This window comes from Archangium minus (genome assembly GCF_044360475.1).
Lineage (GTDB): Bacteria > Myxococcota > Myxococcia > Myxococcales > Myxococcaceae > Archangium > Archangium minus.
The window spans coordinates 7,736,511-7,756,463 of sequence record NZ_CP043494.1 but is presented as its reverse complement, the minus strand read 5'-3'; the positions used below and the strand labels follow the sequence as shown (position 1 = coordinate 7,756,463).

The following is a 19,953-nucleotide window of genomic DNA, read 5'->3' as shown; positions in this document are numbered from 1 at the left end:
GGTAGGTGGACGAAAGAAAGGGCACGGCCGCGCAGAAGCGACCGTGCCCTTCGTGTTTCCGGGCCTGACGGGCAGGCCGCGGGGGCTTACTGAGAGAAGCCCTCGAGGAGGTAGTGGGCCTCGATGCGCTTGAGCGCGAGGATCATCGCGGCGCAGCGGGGATCCACTTCCTTGCCGATGCAGTACGGACGGCTGTCGTGCGTGTCCGAGCGACGGGCCTGGTTGCGCGAGATGTCACGGATGATGCGGTAGTTGCGCTTCATCGCGTGCTCGAGGCGCTGGTTGACCTCGGCCTCGCTCCAGCGCTCCATGCGCTTGTTCTGGATCCACTCGTAGTAGCTCACCGTCACGCCGCCGGCGTTGGCGATGATGTCGGGGATCATGTCGATGCCGCGCTTCTGCAGGACGCGATCGGCCTCGGGAGTGGTGGGGCCGTTGGCGCCCTCGGCGATGAGCTTGACTTTGAGGCGCTCGGCGATGTCGGCGGTAATTTCTCCGCCGAGGGCCGCCGGGATGCACATGTCGGCCTGGACCTCCCAGAAGTCCTTCTTCTCAATGCGCTGGGCGCCGGGGAACCCGAGCACGCTGCGGCGCAGGTTCTTCGGATCATTGACGTAGGCCAGCAGCGCGGGCACGTCGATGCCGTCGCCGTTGTAGATGGAGCCGTCGGCGTCGTTGACCGCGAGCAGGCGGGCGCCCATCCGCTGGAGGATGGCGGCGCCGTGGCTACCCACGTTGCCGAAGCCCTGGAGGATGAAGGTCTTGCCCTTCAGGGTCTCACCCTTCTCGGCGTAGTAGTCCTCGATGCAGAAGGCCACGCCCTGGCCGGTGGCGGCCGCACGGCCCTCGGAGCCACCGATGCGCACGTCCTTACCGGTGACGATGCCGCGCATGTTGTGCTTCTCGCGCTCGCCGTCCGAGTACTGACGGTACATGAGGGCCATGATGTCCCCGTTCGTCCCCACGTCGGGAGCGGGGATGTCGATGTTGGGGCCGATCAGGCTCTTGAGCTTGTACATGAAGCGCAGGGTGATGTTCTCCATCTCCTCCTTGCCGTACGAGCGGGGATCGATCTGGATGCCACCCTTGCCACCGCCAAAGGGAACCTCGGAGATGGCGGTCTTCCAGGTCATCTCGGCGGCGAGCGCCTTGAAGAGATCCAGGGAGACCTCGCGGTGATAGCGGATGCCGCCCTTGTAGGGGCCGCGGGCCTGATTGTGCTGGACGCGGTAGGCCTTGAAGCGCTGCGACTCACCGGGGACGAGCTGGTACACGTTGCCGTCCGGCAGGCGCAGGTGGCCGCGGCGGATGGAGACGTCCGAGCCCAGGAGGGCGCGGCCATTGAGGATGATCTTCCCGTCGGCCAGACGCTCCATGCCCTCGGGATTGCGGACCTGGGTGATCTGAAGGTCCGCGAAGTCGCGCGCTTGCTCGGGAGCAAGTGGGACGAGGCGGTCCTTCAGCTTCGCGGTGACATAGAAGATGTGCTCGTAGTCGGGCTCCTCGAGCTCGAGCCGAACGCGCTTGTCCAGACCGATGAGGTCGGCGGCGCGATGGAAGATCTCCATCGCCTCCGTGTAGATGGTGCGCTTGGGCGTCGGGGCCGGGGCGCGCATGAAGTTCTCTTCGCTTGCCATGTGAAAATCGCTCCTTGGGGTTGAGGCGATCGGGTTTAGGCGGGGCCCTTATGCTCATAGGCTCCCCTACGTGGTCAACCGTCGGGCAGGCATGTTGGCATCCAAACTTTTAGTTTTTTCAGGTAGTTAGCCAACGCGGCGTGTCATTCACGGTCGGTCATCGCCCGATTGCTCGCCTGGGCTGTGCCGAAAGCTGTGAATCTGTGAAAGGGGGGTGACAGCAGGGTGAAGAGGGGGATGAAAGAAGTGCTTGCCCTGGTTGGAACAGCGTGTTACTTCGCCGCTCACTTCGGTGACGCCAAAAAGCGCTGTCGTTGTGCCGACATAGCTCAGTCGGTAGAGCAACTGATTCGTAATCAGTAGGTCCCCAGTTCAAATCTGGGTGTCGGCTCCAAAGGACGGGCCGCCAGGTGAAAGCCTGGCGGCCCGTTGTCTTTTCGGGCTCCTGCGCTCCTCCCGTTCCCCACGAGAATTCCGTCCGCCGGAACGGTGATGGGTCGACTGGTAGCCCTCCCGCTCGGCTCATGTCTGGCACTGCAGCCCCTCCTCCACGTCGTCCACACCTCCTTCAGCCTGATGGATGGAGTGCCTGTCAGAGCCCTCTGTGATCCTGGGGTTCAACCAGTCCCCGCCTATCGGAGGTGCGGCGTGTCCACCCGTCTTGTTGGTTCACGCCTGGCAGGCGCTCGGCAGTGCCCCTGGTTAGGCGCTTGGGCCCTCATCATCCTCTTCCTTCACGTTGCATGCGTGCACCGGACCATTGCGATCACCGATTCCGGGCCAAGCCGATCACGGATTCCGGGCCAAGCCGATCACCGATTCCGGAGCAAGCCGATCACGGATTCCGGGCCAAGCCGATCGGTGACACGGACGTAGGGATGACGGATGCAGTCCAAGGGGTCATCCCCGGAGTCATGGGAGTGGAGACGACGCTGGACGTCACATGGAAGCAGGCTGCCTCCCCTCGACGAGGAGGAGGACGTGGCCGCACCGAGGATGTCCATGAGGAAGCTACGAGAGATTCTGAGACTGCACCTGGAAATGGGACTGACCGGCAGGGCGATAGCGCGCAGCTGCGGACTGTCACCGAGCACGGTGAGCGATTACCTGGGCCGGATAAAGCTGGCGCGGCTGAGCTGGCCACTGCCGGCCGAGCTGGACGATGACGCAGCGCTGACGCAGCTGCTCTTCCCCGACGAGCACAAGCCGAAGCTCAATCGCCCGGAGCCCGACTTCGCGCGAATCCACGAGGAGCTTCGGCGCAAGCACGTCACCAAGCAGCTGCTGTGGCAGGAGTACCGGGAGCAGCACCCTGACGGCTACCAGTACAGCCAGTTCTGCGAGCACTACGCGCGCTGGTGCGCGCAGCTGTCGGTGACGATGCGGCAGACGCACCGGGCCGGAGAGAAGGGCTTCGTGGACTTCAGCGGGGATGGGCTCGAGCTGGTGGTGCCCGAGACGGGGGAGAGGAAGAAGGTGAAGCTCTTCCTCTTCGTGCTGGGCGCCAGCAGCTACACCTACGTGGAGCCGGTGCTGGGAGAGGACCTGGCCACGTGGGTGGGCTGCCACAGCCGAGCGCTGGAGTACTTTGGCGGCGTGCCTCAGGTGGTGGTGCCCGACAATCTCAAGGCGGCCGTGCAGCGGCCTGACCGGTACGAGCCGGAGCTCAACCCCACCTACGCGGAGCTGGCCCGGCACTACGGTTTCGCCGTCGTTCCCGCGCGCGTGCGCAAGCCCCGAGACAAGGCGAAGGTGGAGGCCGCGGTGCTGCTGGCCGAGAGGTGGATTCTGGCTGTGCTGCGCCACCAGCGCTTCAGCACGTTGCAGCAGGTGCGCGAGGCGGTACGTCCGTTGCTGGAGAAGCTCAACGAGCGCCCCATGCGCAAGCTGGGCAAGTCGCGGCGGCAGCTCTTCGAGGAGTTGGACCGGCCCGCGCTCAAGCCCCTGCCCGCGGAGCGCTACGAGCTGGCATGGTGGAAGAAGGCGCGCGTCAATATCGACTACCACATCGAGCTGGACGAGCACCTCTACAGCGTGCCGTACCAGTTGGTGGGCAAGCAGGTGGAAGTACGCGCCACCACGACGTGCGTCGAGGTCTTCCTCGCGGGGCGTCGCGTCGCCAGCCACCCACGCGCCAGCGGGCCACGGCCGACGACACTGCCCGAGCACATGCCCAGCTCGCACCGCGCCCATGCTCAGTGGACGCCCTCGCGAATACTCGAGTGGGCGGCCAAGGTGGGCCCTTCCACCGCGGCGCTGGCCGAGGAGCTGATGCGTCGGCGCAAGCATCCCGAGCAGGGTTTCCGCGCCTGCCTGGGCATCATCCGCCTGAAGGAGACGTACGGCCCGGAGCGGTTGGAGCGCGCGTGCGCGCGGGCGCTTCGGCACCGGGCCTGCTCCTACGGCAGCGTCGCCGCCATCCTGCGCAACAAGCTGGAGGCCGTGGAGCCGGTGGCCGAGGAGCGCCCCGCGCTGCCCGTCCACGAGAACATCCGCGGCCCTGACTACTACCACTGAAGTGAGAGTCGTCCTCCCCCGCGGGCAGTCCTCGAGCTCTCTGCCCCGGGGGGCGCGGCGTCGCGCGGTGCGCGCCGCCGCGCGCTATTGCCGAGCTCGCTCACGCAGAGGAACGCCATGCTGATGAAACAAACACTGGAGAAGCTCAAGGCGATGAAGCTGCTGGGGATGGCCAGCTACCTGGAGGGGTGGCTGGACGTACCTCCCACTCAGGACGTCAGTGCGTCCGAGCTACTCGGGCTACTGGTGGACGCCGAGTGGATGCAGCGAGAGAGCCGCAAGCTCTCCCTGCGGTTGAAGAACGCGAAGCTGCGGCAGCCGGCATGCGTGGAGGACATCGACTACGCCCACGCCCGAGGGCTGACGAGAGCCCAGGTGGTGGAACTGGCCTCGTGCCGCTGGGTGGCCGCCCACCAGAACGTCCTGCTCACCGGGCCGACGGGAATGGGCAAGAGCTACCTGGCGTGCGCGCTGGGCAACAAGGCGTGCCGCGAAGGCTACACCGTGGTGTACCGCAGGGCCTCCCGGCTCTACGACGAGCTGGCCCAGGCGCGGGCCGATGGCACCTGGCGCACGGTGCTGCAGCGCTTGTCCAAGGCGCACGTCTTCATCCTCGACGACTTCGGCTTGGAGCCACTGACGGCCAACGAGCGAAGGGACCTGCTCGAAGTCTTGGAGGACCGGTGTGGAACTGCTTCCACCGTCATCACCTCCCAGCTCGACCCCAAGCAGTGGCACGCGCTCATCGGTGATGCGACCGTCGCCGACGCCATCCTTGACCGGGTGGTCCACAACGCCCACCGCATCAAGCTGCTGGGCGAGTCCATCCGCAAGCAGCATGGAAAGTTGACGACCGAGCCGAAGCCGGAGAAGTGAGGGGCACCAGCGTCGCTCCGCTCCCATGAGCGGCTTCGCCCGGAACAGGTGATCGGCTTGAGCCGGAATCGCTGATCGGCTTCGCCCGGAACGAGTGATCGCGATGACCGGAATACGCAATACCTCCGACTGCGCCTTGTTGATGAGCACCCTGAAGTCGTTCACCGTTTTGGCGTTCATCGCGGTGAGCTTGTCCAGCAACTCCGCATGCTTCTTATCCAACTCGCTCAGCGCCATCTGGCCCTGATACGCCTTGAGTGACTCGGCCGTCTCGAGCACTCTCGTCGAGTCCTGGGTGCGCCCCTGGTTCCGCTTCTCGGAACCGGACTCCTCGTCCGAGAACCAGCTCCGGCGGATGCGCTCGCGGTTGAAACGGCAAGATGCCCATGGTGAAGGGCGCTCAGTACAAGCAGACGGCGGGCGACGAGGCGGGCACGGCCGGCGGAGGCGTCGTGAGCGGCTCCACCAAGGGCCGGCGGAGTTCATGATGTATTCCTTCGACGTGAAGTTCGAAGGCAAGAACGTATGCCGCCTGGGCGACCCGCTCTTCCACAACAAGAAGAACATCATGGGCTGAGCTCCGTCCGTCGCGATGACGGCGAGGGTTCCGGGCTGCGTCCGGGAAACGCAAGGGGAGTGGCTATGGAAATCGGCGAAGCCGTCAATGTTCCGGTGGCAGCCTCCGCCGAGCTGAAGGAGTGGAAGCTCCGGGCTGAAATCCTGGAGGTGACCTTCAAGGGGACCATCAAGGTCAGCCGCAGCCAAGCGGCGATTGCCCCGCCCCACTGGAAGAAGGGCGAGGACGTGAATGACGTCTGGACTGACGCCAAGGAGATGGGCCTTCCGCAGGAGGCAGCGTACTCCAAAAAGCCGGCCGCCATGCTTATCCATGGGGCCGCTGGCGCCACGAAGGACGTCGAGGTCAAGGTCAAGGTCATCGAGGCGGAGAACGTCAGCGGCGAAGGAGATCTGCTCGGTCGCCTGGGCGACGTGGAGATTGCCGCGAAGGTCCCGCTGGGGGTGGGGGAGCACGTCGTTAAGGCTCAGATCAAGACGCTGCCCTACAGGATTGCTTGGTACCGTGGCAGCATCGAATGGGGGGGGTCCTTCGCGGATCCTGGGGCCTGCATCGTCCTGGGCGAGTCCGACGTGGAGGTCTTCTTCCTCCCCGCCGTCCCCATCATCCCCTTCGCGGATGTGGTCTGGGCCGAGGCACTCCGCTTCCTCTGCAATCGGATGGGCGTGGTGGGCCTGAGTACTCGTGAGGAGATCATTGAGAAGATCACCCGCTACTGCCACATGGGTCACGGGCTGGAGTACGACACCCTGGAGGGCCGTCCTCGCTATGGGAGAATGCGTGCGCGGCAGTTCAGGCTCAATGCTTACATGAAAGGAGAAGACCCAGAGTGCTGCTGCTACGACCAAGCGTCCGCCGTGCAGGTATTTGCCGCAGCCCTGGGGGTGAGCACTGAGTGGCTGTTCATGGAGCCCTATGGGTTCATCCACACGACGAACCTGATCGGCGTCGGTGCCTGCAACAACCCGTTCTACCGAAGCAACGGTGGCGACAAGGTCGTCATGCGCTTCAACCCCAAGCGAACGTCCTTTGGAAGCCATGCGTTTTGCCGAATGGACGGCAAGATTCTGGGTAACCGTTCACCAGCTCAGGCAGCGAGAGCGAGCTGAGGTGCTGGCGCGGTGGGCAGGAGCGAAGGCCCGCGCAGGCCGCGGCGAGGGTCTCGGTCAGGAATGCGAGCACGTCACGGCCCTGCAGCTTGAGGGTGGTGGTGGCGGTGAAGATTCGCTCCACGAAGCGGCTGCCCTCCTGGCTCTGCGTGCCGAAGGACGTCTTCCTATACATGACGGCGTGGCGAATGCATCGCTCGCCGAAGTTGTTGGTGGGCTCCAGGCCAGGCACATCGACAAACGTCCACAGGCACTTCTCCCACTGGAGGATTTCCCGGGCCATGCCGGCCGTCTTCTTCTCCGCCCGCCGTGCTGCCTTGCGCAGCAGTTGGCCCACTCCAGCACAGCTGCCTCAGCCCCGCGTCCACCCACTCGTAGGCGCTCCACCTGTCGGTGGTGAGGAAGCCCGCGAAGTCCGCGCCCAGTAGCTGGCGGGCCACCTTGCCGCCGCGGCTCGTGGCGATGTGGAACACCACCACCAGCGCCGTGGCCACCACCCACAGCCAGGCGCGAGCGGCCCGGCCGCCCTCTCGTCCTTGCGCGCAACCCGTCTCGTCGGCGTTGGCCGCCTGTGAGGCCCGCACGTAGTCGAGGGCTTCGGCCGTCGCTGGCGCGAGCGCCTCCGCCATCTCGCCCTCCAGGTTGCTGACGCTGCCCACCGACAACTCCACCCCCAGCACGTCGGACAAAGCGTCCTTCACCAGCCGCTTGGACAGGCGGTACTTACCCACCAACAACGAGGCGAGCGCTGCGAGCCGGTCGCCGAAGGCGCTGCGCGCGTGCGCGGGCACCTCCCCTCGCATCACCACTCCGCAGTCAGGGCACTGCAATGCATGACAGCGGTACTCGGTGACAATGGCCGATAGGGGCGCTACCTCCACCACCTGGTGACGCCGGGGCGCGCTGTCCTGCCCATACAACCGTCGCTTGCAACCCCTGCACTCCCCGGGCACCAACTCCACCACGTGCTGCACCTGCTCGGGCGGCAGCAGCGCGCGCTCGTGCTTCTTGTGGCCGGGCTGTCCACCGGGACGCCGGCCCGTGGGCTTCTTGCGCTGGCGCGGGGTGCCGGGGACATCCGAGGAGGGCGGCTTCGAGGAGTTGCTCGAGTTCTGCTTGAGCCGCGCCTCCAACTCCGCCACTCGCGCCGTGAGTGCTTCCACCTTCGCCAGCAACTCGGCGATGCGCGCGTCTCGCTCCGCCACCATCGCTTCCAACTGCGCGATGCGCGCGTCTCGGGGGTCAACCTCGGCCATGCTTCTGCTACACCACGTATGCCGTCCCCTTGTCCAGCACCACTTCTCCGGTCACCTCCCCTCTGCCTCCTCCTCAACCGAGCCTGCGCGGTGAACGGTTACGGATCCTCCAGTGGCTCCGAGGGGGGTTGTGCTCTCGCGGAGGGGGAATCCGTTCTCCCGGGGCTCGATTGAATAGGGAGAGAGCCGCACACGCGTTCCCGATGGGGCCGCCCGGGAAAAATGGATCGGTTCCGGGCCGGTGTGGCCGGAAGCAGGAGGGCCTTGGGGATCAGGGGGAGTCGCCATGTCCAAGGAGGGAGAGGCTCGGCCCGGGGAGAGCACGCAGTCTGGCGCGCCTCCCCCCGTGACGGGGGCGAAGGACCCCGGGGGGGCGCCCCCCGGTTCCGAGAAGGAGCCCCCCACCCTCGAGAAGCTGTTCCATCACTGGCTCTATCAGCGCTTCGGCATCCGGGGCCTAGTGGTGCTGACCCTCCTGAGTCTGACGGTCTTCGTCTGGTGGAACTGGGACAAGGTCAGGACCCTGCCCCTCGTCTCCCTGGTCGTGGAGTGGCTTTCCCAGGAATCACTGCCTCGGGCCCCTGCCGGGAAGTTCACCGTGGCCGTGGCCCGCCTGGAGAATGACGAGGATCGCAAATATGAAAACTTCCTCTGGGAGGAACTCGATGAGTACGAGGGCATCGAGGTCATCCGGGTGGACAGGAAGGTGATGCCCGGACACGTCGTGTCCGACGAGCGGGACAAGGCCGGACACGCCCAGGCACAGAAGTACCTCGAGAAGACGGGAGCGGACGTCCTGCTCTGGGGCACAGTCATCCGGTTGGGGATCCAGAGTACGCCCAAGCTCTACTGGACAGCCTCCCGCGACTGGACAGCCTCCCGCGACCTCGCACACCGCAATCGCTATCCACCCGAGAACTTGAACCTCCCCGCCCTGTTCTGGGATGACCTGGTGAATGTCCTTGGCCTGCTGGTGCTCACCCAGAGTGCTGAGTTGCTGGATGCAGAAGGGCACTACGTCGCCGACAGGCTCGAGCCCTTCGTGGAGAAGGTCCGTCACCTCCTGGAGGGAAGCGAGGGAAGGGGTTGGAACGTGGAGACGCGTGCCAGCATGAGAGTCATTCTCGCCAATTCACTCGTGGTCTTGGGAGTGCAGTCTAGAGAGAGCCGGGAGCTCGTCGAGGCGGTGGCGGCGTACCGGGCCGCCCTGGATGAGATGCCGCGGGAGCGCGTGCCCCTGGACTGGGCCGGGACGCAGAACAGCCTGGGGAATGCGCTGGTGAGGCTGAGCGAGAGAGAGGGGGGCACGGCGAGGCTGGAGGAGGCGGTGGCGGCATACCGGGCCGCCCTGGAGGAGATGACGCGGAAGCGCGCGCCCCTGGACTGGGCCGGGACGCAGAGCAACCTGGGGAATGCGCTGGTGAGGCTGAGCGAGAGGGAGGGGAGCGCGGCGAGACTGGAGGAGGCGGTGGCGGCATACCAGGCCGCCCTGGAGGAGGTCTCGCGGGAACTCACCCCCCTGCAATGGGCCATGACGCAGAACGACCTGGGGATCGCGCTGAAAACCCTGGGCGAGAGGGAGGGGGGCGTGGCAAGGCTGGAGGAGGCAGTAGCGGCCTTCCGGGCTGCCCTGGAGGAGAAGACGCGGGAGCGCGTGCCCCTGGGCTGGGCCATGACGCAGAACAACCTGGGGACCGCGCTGTCGGTGCTGGGCAGTATGGAGGGGAGCGCGGCGAGACTGGAGGAGGCGGTGGCGGCCTATCGGGCCGCCCTGAAGGAGAGGACGCGGGAGCGCGTACCCCTGGACTGGGCCATGACGCAGAACAACCTGGGGAATGCGCTCTGGGTTCTTGGTCAGCGCAAGCAAAGTACCTCCATGCACTGCGAAGCCCTCCAGGGCCTCACTCTGGCGTGGGAGGTCTTCTCCAGGGCCAGGACGCACGATGCGATGCGCACGGCGCAAGAGGCCAGGAGCGCGAGCAGGCTCCTGCGAAGCCAGCTGGGTTCACAGGGGCTCGAGGGCTGCCTGAAGGTAACAGTTCGCCGCGCCCCGTCTGGACGAGGCGGGGATGAGCCCGCCGGGTATTGAGGTTGGGCGCGGAGACGTCAGTCGGAGCTGGACGGGAGCGTGACGGTGCCGGGATTGTCGATGGCGGCCAGTGCGGCGCGCAGCAGGTAGCGCCCCGGGTCCTCACCGTGCAGGCGGGCCGTCTCAATGAGCGAGTAGAAGAGAGCCGCTACCTCGGTGCCGCGCAGCGACTTGGAGCCGTAGTGATTCTTGCGGCCCACCACCATGTCGCGCAGCTGCCGCTCCACCAGGTTGTTGTCCAGCGGCACCCAGGGGTTGGAGAGGAAGACGGTCAGTCCGCTCCACAGCTCCAGCAGGTACTCGAGCGCCTTGCGCAGAGCACTGCCTGGCAGCGAGCGCTGGGCCAGCGCCCACTGGCGGATTGCAGCCACCAGCGGAGCTTTGCGCCCGGCCCTCAGCCTCTCCACCTTCTGCCGAAACTGCTCCAACTCCTTCTCCACGTGCACCTCCAGGTTTGTGACCCGGAGGTCTCACGTCGCGGCCCCTCTCGTCACGACGGGGCCCGGCGAGCAGTTACGCCGTCAGGACCTTCTCTCCAATCGTCAGTCGAATCTTCATGGTCTTTGCCTCAGTGGGGGCATGTTGCTGCGCATGGGCTGGGAGCGCCGACAGCGCGAGCGCGAAGACGAGAGAGGCGATGAAGACCACCCCGGACCTCGCCGTCCGCGCCGCACGGACGCGAGGGGTCGTCACGGGCGACGGCGAAGGGCTCACAGACATTGGCAAACCCTGGGCGCAGTGCCTCGGTGGGGCCTTCTCGGTGGTGCTCATTTTAGGTGAAAGCGGCTTCACCGGGGCTTCGCGCTGAGAGAGAGCGGCTCCGTCTCGAAAAGCCTGCGCGCCGTGATCATGGACTTGGTGACGTCCACGTACTTCTTGAAGTGCGGCGACTCGAGGTGCTGACGGTATGCCTTCTCGTCCGCGTAAATCTCGAAAAACCGCAGATGGGTCGGGTTCTCTTTCAAGGCCACCGAGTAGATGGCCAGCACGCCGGCTTCGATGCGGATCGAGGTTTCGATCTCCTCCGTCACGGCGACCTTGTAGGCTTCGAGCTGGGCCGGATCGATCTCCAGTTCGGCGATACGCACAAGCGCTTTGGCAGGTAACCGCGGCTTTGCGCCGAGCAGGATAGGCACCGCGTCGTACATTCCGCGGGCCAACACCATCTTGGCCGTGCCAGAGCGAAACCTTTGGAAATGCGGCGTCCGCAGATGCGCTTGATACGCGCTTTCGTCCGCGTACATCTCGAACACACGGATGCGGGCCGGGTTGCCTTTCTCTGCCGCGGCATGGAGGGCCAGCACGCCCCGCTCCATCCGAAGCGTCGCCACCGCATGTTCGCGAGCCGCCGCCTTGAAGCCTTCCAACTGCGCGGGGTCGATGTCCAGGTCCTCCAGTCGCACGAACGGGACCTGCGCTTTCTGGGCCAGGGCGGGCGGCCCAAAGCACAACGCCAGCGCCGACGCGCACACCATCAAAAACCGTCTGAGGTTCATGCGTATTCTTCACCCCTTCAGCGATCGATCAGGCGTTGCTGTTGCGGCGGGTAGCGGTCTCCGCTCGGCTTGATACGCGAGGCGCCGTCCTCGATCTCGCGGAGGTCGCTTGCCGTGAGCACGATGTCGGCGGCGCCCGCGTTCTCGAGCATGCGCGCCTGCTTCGTCGTCCCTGGGATCGGTACGATCCACGGCTTCTGCGCGAGCACCCACGCGAGCGCGATCTGACCGGGGGTGGCGTTCTTCTCCTTGGCGATCCGCGCGAGCAGCTCCACGAATGCTTGGTTCGCCTGAAGGTTCTCGGGCTGGAACCGCGGGATGGTGCTCCGGAAATCGCTCGAATCGAACGTCGTGGTCGGGTCGATCTTGCCGGTCAGAAAGCCTTTGCCGAGCGGGCTGAACGGCACGAAGCCGATGCCAAGCTCCTCGAGCGTCGGCAACACGCTCGTCTCGGGCTCGCGCCACCACAACGAATACTCGCTCTGGAGCGCGGTGACGGGCTGCACCGCGTGCGCACGACGGATCGTCTGCGCCCCCGCTTCGGAGAGGCCGAAGTGTTTGACTTTCCCATCGCGAATGAGGTCCTTCACGGCGCCCGCAACGTCTTCGATCGGTACCGCTGGGTCGACGCGGTGTTGGTAATAGAGGTCGATCGCGTCGACCTTCAGCCGCTTCAACGATCTTTCGGCGGCCTGCTTGATGTGCTCTGGGCGGCTATTGACGAGGCTCCATCTCCCTTCACCTTCGTGCGCCGGCGCGAACCCGAATTTCGTCGCGATGACGACGCGCCCGCGGAACGGCGCGAGGGCTTCGCCGAGGAGTTCCTCGTTCGTCAGCGGTCCGTATACTTCCGCCGTGTCGAAGAACGTGACGCCGCGATCGACCGCCGCGCGGATGAGCGCGATCATCTCCTGGGTGTCCTTCGGTGGGCCGTAGCTCCAGCTCATGCCCATGCAGCCGAGGCCGATGGCGGAGACCTCGAGTCCTTGTCGCCCGAGCGTGCGTTTGGGGATCATGCTCACTCCTTCTCAAAGAGCGCCTTTGCGCGGTTCACCGCGGACATCGCGTTCGGCCAACCGACGTAGAATGCGAGGTGCGTGATCATCTCGACGAGTTCCTCCTCGGTGACGCCGTTCTTGAGCGCGTTCGGGAAGTGGAAGTCCATCTGCTCCGTCTTGCCCGTCGCGATGAGCGCCGCGCAGGTGATCAAGCTACGGTCGCGCTTCGAGAGCTGCGGTCGTTCCCAGACGTCGCCGAACAGGACGTCCTCGGTGAGGTCGACGAGCTTCGGCGCGAACCCGCCGAGGGACTTGCGCACCGCGCTCTGTGGCTTGTTGTTGCTCATGGCTGTTTCTCCTCAGTAAAGGTTCGCGTCTCGCGCGGCACGACCTTCACGGTCGCGGCGCGCGCGCGTGCCCCAATCATCGGGGCAAGATAGGGGCTGCTCCGGTATTTCGCCCGGTACGCCTCGTCGACACGAGCGTTGATCGGGCCCTCCACCGGCTCGAAGGAGACCTCCTTCGTCATCCGGGCGGCGGTGATCCGACCCGCCTTCTGCCGCAGCGCCGCCTGGTACCAGCGCGAGTTCCGCCCGTTGTAGGCGCGCACGTAGAGCGCGTCACCGACCGCGACGGACCAGATCCACGTCGGGGTGCCGTACGTCTTCCCGTCCTCGCGGAACGGTGAGATGTGGAGGTCATCTGCCTCGGCGATCCTGCGGAGCTCGTCATTCGACCAGGTGCTCATGCTTGGGTCCTCCTCGAAAGTGGATTGACAGCAAGGCGAGAACTAGGCGCCAGGAAGCAAATGGGCTTTGAAGCCCTGGTTGAGAATAGGCCGTGGCCTTCGTTGACGGCGCTGAGGCCCGCGAGCGGCTGTCCGAACGGCGCCTCCCTTCCTGGGCGGGAGGGCGGAACGACGCATCAGGTCTCCTCAGTGATCGATCTGGCCCTCGCCGAACGGCTCGATCCTGGCGCCTCGAGCAGGCTGTTCAGGCGGGTCGGCTGGTTTTCCTCCACGGCAAAGCCGAACTTGGTGGCGATCACGACCTGGTCACGAACCGGCGCCAGCGCCTCCCCGACGCACTCTTCGCTGAAGTATGGGCCGTACACCTCGGCTGTGTCGAAGAACGTGCAGCTGCGGTCGAAGGACCGGCGGATCAGCGCAACCGACGCAGTTCGATCCAGCCTTTCACCGTAGTAGCCGACCAGCGGCAAGCACCCCAGGCCGACGGAGGACACCTCCAGCGAACCGAGCCTGCGGCGATTGCCTCGTGCGTGGACGCGGCCTTTCGCCGTCATCCCGGGAGCGGGCAATCGCTTCGACAGCCCCGATTGAGCGCAGCCGAAAATGCTCGTCAGCGCCGCGCCGGCCGCGAGGGTCAGCCCTGCCTTCATGAACTGACGGCGCTCCAGGCCGTCGAGAGCGTGCTCGTCACTTTCATAGGTCATGAGTTCTCTCCTGTTTCTCCTCGCGCTCGCCGCAGAACTTCAGGTCGCAGCCCCCTCGACAGGCTCTTTCCGCAAGAGCGGGGAGCGTTACGCCGGGCTTGCGAAGATGAGTACGTGCCGGGCTCGCCGACGACTAGGCGTCCGGGAGCAAACGGGCTTTGAAGCTCTGCTTGATAATGAGCCCTGGTCTGCTCGATGGAGGGACACTCGCGATGAAGACGGCTCTACTTCCCCAGCTCCAGGTGTTCCTCGTCGTGGCCCGCCTGCGCAGCTTCAGCGGCGCGGCGCGCGAGCTCGGCGTCTCCACGACCGCGGTGAGTCAGTCCGTGCGCCATCTTGAGGAGCAACTGAGCGTGGTGCTGCTCGCCCGCACGACGCGCAGCGTGTCGCTGACGGATGCCGGGCGGCGCCTGGTCGAGGGGGCGGGCCCGGGACTGGGCCAGGCGCTCGCCGCCCTCAGCGAGGTGTCCGCACAGCCGGGGGAGGCGGTGGGCCGGCTGAGGTTGTCGGTGCCGCGGATGGCGGTGCCCTTCCTCATCACCCCGGTCCTCCCCACCTTCCGCGAGCGCCACCCGCGGGTGGAGGTGGATGTCGTCATCGAGGATCGCTTCGTGGACATCGTGGCCGAGGGCTTCGACGCGGGCGTGCGGCTGAGCGAGGCCATCGAGCGCGACATGGTGCAGGTGCGGCTCACCGACCCGTTCCGCTTCGTGGTGGTTGGAGCTCCCAGCTACCTCGCACGCCACGGCACGCCCCAGCGCCCTGAGGACCTCCTGCGCCACGAGTGCATCACCTTCCGCTCGGAGACGAACGGCGCGCTCTACGCGTGGGAACTGGAGCGGGGCCGCAGGACGTGGCGCGTGCCGGTGCGCGGCGGTGTGGTCACCAACGACCTCCATCTGCCGGTCGCTCTGGCGCAGGAAGGCCTGGGGCTGGCGTACGCCTTCGAGCCGGTGGTGGCGGAGCGGCTGCGCACCGGGCAGCTCGTGAGGGTGCTCGAGCCCTACGCGCCCACCGTCCCCGGTTTCTTTCTCTACTTCCCCAGCCGTGCCCAACGCTCCACGCCTCTGCGCCTCTTCGTCGAGGCTGCCAGGGAGTTAGCCGCCAAGACGGTGTGAAGTGCCTACGGCGCAATCGCACACTGTCAATCACCGCTTCAAAGCCTATTTGCCCCCGACACGTAGTCATCCGAGCACCTGGGGCGTACTTCTATTCGTGAACGGGGAGCAACGGCCCCGGACCCGCGAAGAGAGCACGGGAGCCCAAGAGACGTGCGCCAGGCCGGTGCCCTCAGTGTCGACGGAGGACTCGCGGCGCAATGAAGATCTGCTGTCACTGTTCACTCAATAGAGGGACGTCGATGAAACGACTCACCGCAACCATCATGTTGCTCCCGCAGCTCCTTTTAGGCTGTGCGCATGCGAACGGAGTAGGCGTTGCTCCAGATCCCAGGACGTCGCCGGCAGCGTCAGTTCAAGACGCGAAGAGCAAGGTTGTTGAGGAGCAATACAAGACGAAGACGACCGCACAATCGGGAACTCTCCCGACAGTAGCCCCTCAGGCGAAGCAGCCCAACATCGAGGGCCGGAGGCTGTCACCTGACGACGTCCGACGGGTTGCGCCTGCCCTCGAGCAGTACACCCAGGAGCGTCTTTACGGCGAGGTATGGAAGCGTCCCGGCCTCACGCTGCGCGACCGCAGCATCGTCACGATCGCTGCCCTGATCGCGCGCAACCAGGCACCGGCGCTTCCCTACTATTTCAACCAAGCCCTCGATAACGGCGTCAAGCCGAGCGAACTCTCGGAGATCATCACGCATCTCGCGTTCTATTCGGGCTGGGCGAATGCCTTTGCGGCCGTCGGGGCGGCGAAGGACGTCTTTGCTCAACGCGGCATCGGACCTGATCAGGTCCCGCCAGCCTCTGGTGAGCTTCTTCCCCTCGACGAGGCCGCCGAGGCGCGACGCGCATCTCAGGTTGAGGCGAATTTCGGGGCGGTCGCTCCGGGAGTCGTGCAGTACACCACTGACGTGCTCTTCCGTGATCTCTGGTTGCGTCCGGCCCTGGCGCCCCGGGACCGAAGCCTGGTGACGGTGAGCGCCCTGATTGCCTCAGGCCAGGTCGCGCAGATCCCCTATCACCTGAACAGGGCGATTGATAACGGCCTGACGCGAGCGCAAGCGTCCGAGATGCTCACTCACTTGGCCTTCTATGCAGGTTGGCCGAACGTCTTTTCCGCACTTCCCGTGGCCAAGGACGTGTTTGAGAAGCGTCCAAAATGAGGCGCGTGACCGGTGTGAGTCTGCCGCGATGCGCTCGGGCCGCACGGACTTCGGGATGGCCGAGTTCTCGGCCAGGCCGAAGAGCACGGGGTGCTCAAGCGGGTTCCTCGTCCGGTCGGCGTGCAGGTACACGTTGATGCCGCCGAGCGGGGACCAGGACTGCATCACGATGCCGCAGCGTGCGTTGGCGTCGCGCACCTCGCGCTGGGTGAAGAACGTCCGGCCCTCTCGCGGCCACGAGCCGTGCCAGTGTTAGTGCCACTCCCTCGAATCGGGCGGAGTGTCGGCATGGTGTCGGCAATCCCGGCACGAGCCTCGGAGTCCTTGAGAGCGGCGCGGCGTGCCGCGTAGGCACGGACAGCGGCCACGTCTACAACGGTCGTGCCGCGTTCCTGGCGCGTCGGCACGCGCTTCTTCTCGATCCAGCGATACAAGGAGCGCACCGGAACCCCGGCAGCGGCAGCCGCCTCCGGCACTGGAAGCCACTCATGGGCCGGGGTCGGCGTCTCTGCATTTGTGCTGCTCCTCCTCCGCGAGCAATCCGCTAAGGGGGAGGCCGGGCCTTCGTCAGCGAAGGCACTGGGCGGGGGCTTCGGGTGGGGCTCCGGTGCTCCAGAATCCTCCGCTGATGCGCGTGGCGGCCCGCCCAGTGAAGAAGCACGCCGGGCCGGCCAGGAGCCGCCGCAACTTCGTGAACTCGCTGGCGACGCTGGCCGGTAGTCGTTCCGAGCCCGGGAAGAGGGTGTCGCGTTGATTCGCGAGGGCCTGCGCCAGTGCTCGCGCAGGGCGCTCGCCCGCTCCGGCTAACAGCGCATGGACGTAGAAGTCATTCACGGCGTCTCCTCCGAGCAGCTGCCGTGGCTCCTCCGTGGGCGCAAGGAGCGTGCGCAGGGCGCGAGCCGCCTCGTCCAGCGTCTGCGGATGCCCACGGGTGATGTCCGCGAAGGTCGAGCCATTCCAGCGCAGCGCGAGCATGCGCCACTGCTCGCGTGGCACCAGCGTGGACTCGAAGATGAGCTCTGGGCGGTTCTGGCTCCGCAGGACTCCCCGTAGCCGCCCGTTGGACCAAGGCACCACCAGCAACTCCTGCACCTGCGGGGGAGTGCTGGATGTGAGCCCGAGGACCATCGCCCATCCGAAGCCGCCGGACCCTTCGCCTGCCCGGGTGAGGAGCAACTCGGGCGTGCTGTCTCCGGTCAGCTCCACCATCGAGACCTGGTCCGGCTTTCCACCGCGCGGTCCGGACCAGACGGTCTTCCCAGAGGCATCCACGACTCGCACACCGTCCGCCTGCTCGTCCCCAAGGGACTGGTGCACCGTGAGACCTCCCCAGGGCACAGGGGCATTTCCAGAGAGCACCTCGGGCTGCACCCACGCGGGCTCACGCAGGCGCCGCGCCACGGATGCCAGCGCTCGCAGCACCGGATCCTTCTCCCAGAGGGGAGCGGAGGGCTCGCAGGGGAGGCCGAACACGCCGGTCAGCCGGCGCAGGGAGGTTGTGCAGTAGGGCGGCCAGCGTGGCGTGCGTTCGACGGACACCTGCTCCGGCAGTTCGCACGCGACGGCCGCTCCGGCCTGCGCGTCGTCGATGGGTTGCTTCCGTGTGTCCCGGAAGCGTGCCCCATCCCAGGTGAGAGGAAAGCGGCAGGAGAGCCAGCGGCCCTCCGTGAGAGACTGGTCCGGGTCGTGCACCGCGAAGGGGAGCGTGGCCCGCACGTCCAGCCCGGCCGCATCCTCGAGTCGCAGCTCCGCGGCCGGAAAGACGAGGAGGTTCTCCACCCGGCCGCTCCGCTGGCTGAAGACATAGGCGCTCCGAAGGGGGCGAGGGCCGCCATCGCTGCGCGCCACCACCAGCAGCTCCACGGGCGGGGTGCCGGTCAGCTCGCGAAGTTCCACCCGCTCGAACATCGCGTCCTCCACCACGCGGAGGGGCTGGCCCGCGCGGTCGAGGATGCGCAGGCGTGCCTCCTCTTTGGCCCTCCCGTCGCCCTCAACGTCCTTGCTCTCCGTCCACTGCACGGAGAGGCCGCCCCAGGCCAGCGTCCCAGGCGGGTTGGGCACTCCTCCGTCGGGAGCGGCCATCGTGATGAGTGTATGGAGGGTCAGAGCAGGCAGGAGGCTCATGGCGCGGGGGCCTGTGGCGGTTTGACACCGCAGAGCTCTGCAGAGAGGTCGGGGCACATAGGCCGGGGGAGCGCAGTGACGGGCGGTGTCACGCGCGGTTTCTCCGGTGCCGGGCCGCCCAGGTACAGCAGGGCCCGGCCGAAGCTGAGGACAAGCGACTCGGGTGGCCCGTTCGGGACGCGGTCATACTCCAGCCGGAAGCTCTGGCTGGGCGCGGCGATGAGCAGGTCCGGGCTCCCATCACCCGTGAAGTCGGCGAGGGCTAGCGTCCGTCCGAAGGACGCATAGCGGCCCGGCTCCGCTTGGACCTGCCAGTCGCTCCGTGCCGAGAAGCCCTCCTTGCCTCCCATCAACAGTGCGGCACGGTCGCGTCCCCAGTCGACGTTCTGCGCCGTGACGGCACCCACGACGACGTCCGCCATCCCATCGCGGTTCACGTCACCCACGGCCACGCGGACATCTCCCAGCTCCGTCTTGTCGAAGAGGGTGAGCGCGGAGCTGGCGCGCGCGCGCCCGTCCTTGAGCGGCCCATACAGCACATACAGGCGCCCTGCGTGGTGCCCGTCCATCTCGTATCCAGGTGCGGCGAGGACGAGGTCTGCCCGTCCGTCGCCGTCCACGTCCGCTCGTCCGTGCATCGTCGTGCCCGTAGTCCAGTTGTTCCCGCCAGCCTTGCGGTCCTCCTCGTGAAGCACAGCAAGGTCCACCGCTACTGGCTCACGCGCGAAGACGCCCTGCGCCGACGAGGCATACAGGTGGAGCGCGGCGCCGCAGCGCGTGCCGGACGTGTCCTCGCATCCGAAGGTGCGCAGCACGGCGTCGGGCCGGCCGTCTCCGGTGAGGTCTCCCGCGAGCTCTACCGTGCAGTCGAAGCTCGAAGCCATGGCGGGGCTGGAAGCCTCCTTGGGGAACGAGGCTTTCCACACCGGCTGGGCCGCGAGCCCTCCCTTGCTTCCCACGCGCAGTTCCAGCCCGCGCAGGCCGCAGCGGGCCACCAGCACGTCCGAGAAGCCATCCCCATTCGCGTCTCCCGGGGACACGGACACCGGCAGCCGTCCCTGTCCAGCCGCGACCTCCAGCGTATGAGCGGGCTTCTGTCCCAGTCCCTTGTCGGAGCCGAGGAAGAGCATCAGCCGTCCGCGCTGCCGTGCACCGCCCCCCGAGCCGACCCAGACGTCCCCCCGGCGGTCGCCGTTGACGTCCCCGGCGAACCACACGCGGTGGGCGAAGAAGGGCTCGTCACCCGAGGGCGCTCGCAGCACCTGGGGCCGCGCTGACAGTCCCTCGCGAGTGCCCGGATAGAGGTAGAGCTCCCGCGTGCCGGGCGCGGTGATGAGCGCATCCGCCAGCCCATCTCCATTCACGTCGCCCGCCGCAGCGTCCGAGCCAAAGCCGGCTCCAGGCGAGGCCCCCCAGCTCTCCCATGACGGGTAGGCTCGAAGGTGCCAGCCGGGAGAGTACGGGGCCAGCTCCACGGGCCGGGGAGCCGCCGCCGTGGCGGAGTGGAGCAGCGCGGAGAGAGTGACCAGCGCGTACATGCT

The 19,953-nt window shown here is 66.5% G+C and carries 16 protein-coding genes, 1 tRNA gene and 2 pseudogenes; 8 read left to right on the top strand and 11 right to left on the bottom strand.

The genetic code is table 11. The annotated features are described in order from the left end of the window. Positions 1-86 precede the first annotated feature (86 nt). Positions 87-1,637: a Glu/Leu/Phe/Val dehydrogenase gene (locus tag F0U60_RS31465; protein WP_395805320.1), complete on the bottom strand. Its 1,551-nt coding sequence runs from the start codon at positions 1,635-1,637 to the stop codon at positions 87-89. 318 nt (positions 1,638-1,955) lie between these two features. Between F0U60_RS31465 and F0U60_RS31460 the strand changes: the two genes are divergently transcribed. The 5 genes and pseudogenes from F0U60_RS31460 (at position 1,956) to F0U60_RS31440 (ending at position 6,716) form a co-directional block, all read left to right on the top strand. Continuing rightward, positions 1,956-2,031, top strand: a tRNA-Thr gene (locus F0U60_RS31460). A 608-nt stretch (positions 2,032-2,639) separates the two neighbouring features. Next, positions 2,640-4,154, top strand: coding sequence for an IS21 family transposase (gene istA / locus F0U60_RS31455; protein WP_395805318.1), 1,515 nt, complete (start codon positions 2,640-2,642; stop codon positions 4,152-4,154). 117 nt (positions 4,155-4,271) lie between these two features. After that, entirely contained in the window at positions 4,272-5,030 is a 759-nt protein-coding gene (gene istB, locus F0U60_RS31450) for an IS21-like element helper ATPase IstB (protein ID WP_395805316.1), read from the top strand. A 371-nt stretch (positions 5,031-5,401) separates the two neighbouring features. Beyond that, positions 5,402-5,607 (top strand): annotated as a pseudogene (locus F0U60_RS31445) (DUF4150 domain-containing protein); the annotation flags it as partial. Positions 5,608-5,672: 65 nt separating this feature from the next. Next, positions 5,673-6,716, top strand: a complete 1,044-nt coding sequence (locus F0U60_RS31440; protein WP_395805314.1) for a hypothetical protein — start codon at positions 5,673-5,675, stop codon at positions 6,714-6,716. Here the strand turns inward: F0U60_RS31440 and tnpC are convergent. Next, a pseudogene (gene tnpC, locus F0U60_RS31435) lies at positions 6,695-7,972 on the bottom strand (IS66 family transposase). The gene F0U60_RS31440 and the pseudogene tnpC overlap by 22 nt on opposite strands. Before the next feature lie 286 nt (positions 7,973-8,258). On the opposite strand from tnpC, the gene F0U60_RS31430 reads away from it, so the two are divergent. Continuing rightward, positions 8,259-10,061, top strand: a complete 1,803-nt coding sequence (locus F0U60_RS31430) for a tetratricopeptide repeat protein (RefSeq protein WP_395805312.1) — start codon at positions 8,259-8,261, stop codon at positions 10,059-10,061. 17 nt (positions 10,062-10,078) lie between these two features. On the opposite strand, the gene F0U60_RS31425 is transcribed toward F0U60_RS31430, so the two are convergent. The 7 genes from F0U60_RS31425 to F0U60_RS31395 all read right to left on the bottom strand — a co-directional run bounded on the left by F0U60_RS31425 (position 10,079) and on the right by F0U60_RS31395 (position 14,007). Beyond that, positions 10,079-10,501, bottom strand: a complete 423-nt coding sequence (locus F0U60_RS31425; RefSeq protein ID WP_395805310.1) for a transposase — start codon at positions 10,499-10,501, stop codon at positions 10,079-10,081. Positions 10,502-10,574: 73 nt separating this feature from the next. Next, the gene (locus tag F0U60_RS31420; protein ID WP_395805308.1) at positions 10,575-10,781 is read right to left on the bottom strand and encodes a hypothetical protein; all 207 of its coding nucleotides are present in this window, start codon (positions 10,779-10,781) and stop codon (positions 10,575-10,577) included. A gap of 68 nt (positions 10,782-10,849) precedes the next feature. Then, positions 10,850-11,557, bottom strand: a complete 708-nt coding sequence (locus F0U60_RS31415) for a putative quinol monooxygenase (protein ID WP_395805306.1) — start codon at positions 11,555-11,557, stop codon at positions 10,850-10,852. A gap of 17 nt (positions 11,558-11,574) precedes the next feature. Then, the gene (locus tag F0U60_RS31410; protein WP_395825535.1) at positions 11,575-12,570 is read right to left on the bottom strand and encodes an aldo/keto reductase; all 996 of its coding nucleotides are present in this window, start codon (positions 12,568-12,570) and stop codon (positions 11,575-11,577) included. 5 nt (positions 12,571-12,575) lie between these two features. Next, complete coding sequence (locus F0U60_RS31405; RefSeq protein WP_395805304.1) at positions 12,576-12,902, bottom strand: carboxymuconolactone decarboxylase family protein; 327 nt, start codon at positions 12,900-12,902, stop codon at positions 12,576-12,578. Continuing rightward, positions 12,899-13,303 carry a DUF2255 family protein gene (locus F0U60_RS31400; RefSeq protein WP_395805302.1) on the bottom strand — a complete coding sequence of 135 codons (405 nt, stop codon included), beginning with the start codon at positions 13,301-13,303 and terminating at the stop codon, positions 12,899-12,901. The genes F0U60_RS31405 and F0U60_RS31400 overlap by 4 nt, the downstream gene beginning before the upstream one ends. 176 nt (positions 13,304-13,479) lie before the next feature. Continuing rightward, positions 13,480-14,007: an aldo/keto reductase gene (locus F0U60_RS31395; RefSeq protein WP_395805300.1), complete on the bottom strand. Its 528-nt coding sequence runs from the start codon at positions 14,005-14,007 to the stop codon at positions 13,480-13,482. Positions 14,008-14,219: 212 nt separating this feature from the next. Between F0U60_RS31395 and F0U60_RS31390 the strand changes: the two genes are divergently transcribed. Continuing rightward, on the top strand, positions 14,220-15,125 hold the full coding sequence (locus F0U60_RS31390; RefSeq protein WP_395805298.1) for a LysR family transcriptional regulator: 906 nt from the start codon (positions 14,220-14,222) through the stop codon (positions 15,123-15,125). Between the two features lie 242 nt (positions 15,126-15,367). Then, positions 15,368-16,288 carry a carboxymuconolactone decarboxylase family protein gene (locus tag F0U60_RS31385; protein WP_395805296.1) on the top strand — a complete coding sequence of 307 codons (921 nt, stop codon included), beginning with the start codon at positions 15,368-15,370 and terminating at the stop codon, positions 16,286-16,288. A 567-nt stretch (positions 16,289-16,855) separates the two neighbouring features. Here the strand turns inward: F0U60_RS31385 and F0U60_RS31380 are convergent. Both F0U60_RS31380 and F0U60_RS31375 read right to left on the bottom strand, forming a co-directional pair. Then, positions 16,856-18,412, bottom strand: coding sequence for a hypothetical protein (locus tag F0U60_RS31380; RefSeq protein ID WP_395805294.1), 1,557 nt, complete (start codon positions 18,410-18,412; stop codon positions 16,856-16,858). Then, positions 18,409-19,950, bottom strand: a complete 1,542-nt coding sequence (locus F0U60_RS31375; protein WP_395805292.1) for an FG-GAP-like repeat-containing protein — start codon at positions 19,948-19,950, stop codon at positions 18,409-18,411. Before F0U60_RS31375 ends, F0U60_RS31380 begins: the two co-directional genes overlap by 4 nt. Between the last annotated feature and the right edge of the window lie 3 nt (positions 19,951-19,953).

What these genes read in the sequence shown, in the direction of transcription:
- F0U60_RS31465 (WP_395805320.1), bottom strand. Translation starts at nt 1,637, where the DNA reads ATGGCAAGCGAAGAGAACTTCATGCGCGCCCCGGCCCCGACGCCCAAG.
- istA (WP_395805318.1), top strand. Translation starts at nt 2,640, where the DNA reads ATGAGGAAGCTACGAGAGATTCTGAGACTGCACCTGGAAATGGGACTG.
- istB (WP_395805316.1), top strand. Translation starts at nt 4,272, where the DNA reads ATGCTGATGAAACAAACACTGGAGAAGCTCAAGGCGATGAAGCTGCTG.
- F0U60_RS31440 (WP_395805314.1), top strand. Translation starts at nt 5,673, where the DNA reads ATGGAAATCGGCGAAGCCGTCAATGTTCCGGTGGCAGCCTCCGCCGAG.
- F0U60_RS31430 (WP_395805312.1), top strand. Translation starts at nt 8,259, where the DNA reads ATGTCCAAGGAGGGAGAGGCTCGGCCCGGGGAGAGCACGCAGTCTGGC.
- F0U60_RS31420 (WP_395805308.1), bottom strand. Translation starts at nt 10,781, where the DNA reads ATGTCTGTGAGCCCTTCGCCGTCGCCCGTGACGACCCCTCGCGTCCGT.
- F0U60_RS31415 (WP_395805306.1), bottom strand. Translation starts at nt 11,557, where the DNA reads ATGAACCTCAGACGGTTTTTGATGGTGTGCGCGTCGGCGCTGGCGTTG.
- F0U60_RS31405 (WP_395805304.1), bottom strand. Translation starts at nt 12,902, where the DNA reads ATGAGCAACAACAAGCCACAGAGCGCGGTGCGCAAGTCCCTCGGCGGG.
- F0U60_RS31400 (WP_395805302.1), bottom strand. Translation starts at nt 13,303, where the DNA reads ATGAGCACCTGGTCGAATGACGAGCTCCGCAGGATCGCCGAGGCAGAT.
- F0U60_RS31395 (WP_395805300.1), bottom strand. Translation starts at nt 14,007, where the DNA reads ATGACCTATGAAAGTGACGAGCACGCTCTCGACGGCCTGGAGCGCCGT.
- F0U60_RS31390 (WP_395805298.1), top strand. Translation starts at nt 14,220, where the DNA reads ATGAAGACGGCTCTACTTCCCCAGCTCCAGGTGTTCCTCGTCGTGGCC.
- F0U60_RS31385 (WP_395805296.1), top strand. Translation starts at nt 15,368, where the DNA reads ATGAAACGACTCACCGCAACCATCATGTTGCTCCCGCAGCTCCTTTTA.
- F0U60_RS31380 (WP_395805294.1), bottom strand. Translation starts at nt 18,412, where the DNA reads ATGAGCCTCCTGCCTGCTCTGACCCTCCATACACTCATCACGATGGCC.
- F0U60_RS31375 (WP_395805292.1), bottom strand. Translation starts at nt 19,950, where the DNA reads ATGTACGCGCTGGTCACTCTCTCCGCGCTGCTCCACTCCGCCACGGCG.